Source organism: Oleiphilus sp. HI0125, assembly GCF_001635355.1.
In genome coordinates this window covers 1-876 of record NZ_LWGF01001348.1, presented here as the reverse complement: position 1 = coordinate 876, position 876 = coordinate 1, and the positions used below count along the sequence as shown (strand labels likewise).

Annotated in this window: 1 protein-coding gene; it reads right to left on the bottom strand. The window is 47.5% G+C overall.

The window, feature by feature from the left end:
- The coding region (locus A3762_RS23105; RefSeq protein WP_068757845.1) for an N-acetylmuramoyl-L-alanine amidase at positions 1-876 on the bottom strand (876 nt) is incomplete at both ends.

Below are 876 nucleotides of genomic sequence, written 5' to 3'. Positions count from 1 at the left end.
GCATTATTGTGCGCAATCTGCGATAGAGTATCGCCCTTTTTAACCGTATATGAACTACCTGACTTAGATTGATTTGAAGCTAGCCAAGTACCAATTGGAGGTTGATCTGAAAAATAAGATTTAACGCCCTTAGAGATCGAGCCAGCAATCTTTCTTTGGTAACTACGAGTATTCAAACGACGAGATTCTGTAGGATTCGAGATAAAACCCGTCTCAACTAAAATTGATGGGATGTCGGGGGACTTTAAGACCATAAAACCGGCCTGTTCGACCTGCCGCTTGTGAAGACGGGCGACTCCCCCCAAAGACTGAAGCACACGATCACCCACTGATAAACTTGCCCTTAGGCTTGCGGTAGAGCTGAGATCCAACAAAACAGACGCTAGCATGTCATCGTGATCACCGAGATTCACGCCGCTACCACCAATCAAGTCAGATGCATTCTCACGTTTGGCGAGCCAGCGAGCCGCCTCACTTGAAGCCCCTTTCTTCGACAGCGCGAAAACAGACGCCCCATTAGCTTGAGGTCTTGTAAAAGCATCGGCATGCACAGAGACAAATAAATCGGCGTTACGCTTTCGAGCGATCTCCGTGCGCTTTCGTAGCCCTATAAAATAATCGCTCTCGCGCGTTAAATAGGCCCGATAACCTTTAACGGCATTAATCTGCCTGGCCAATTCCTTAGAGATTGAAAGCACCACGTTTTTCTCACGAACCTTACCCGGCCCGATCGCACCAGGGTCCTCTCCGCCGTGACCAGGATCAATCACAACGATCACATCACGTTTGCCACCTGAGCTATTTATTTGCTTAACAGGCTTATATTCTTTTACCTTCGAAAGATAAAGATCAACAACCAAACGATCTCCGTAGCTC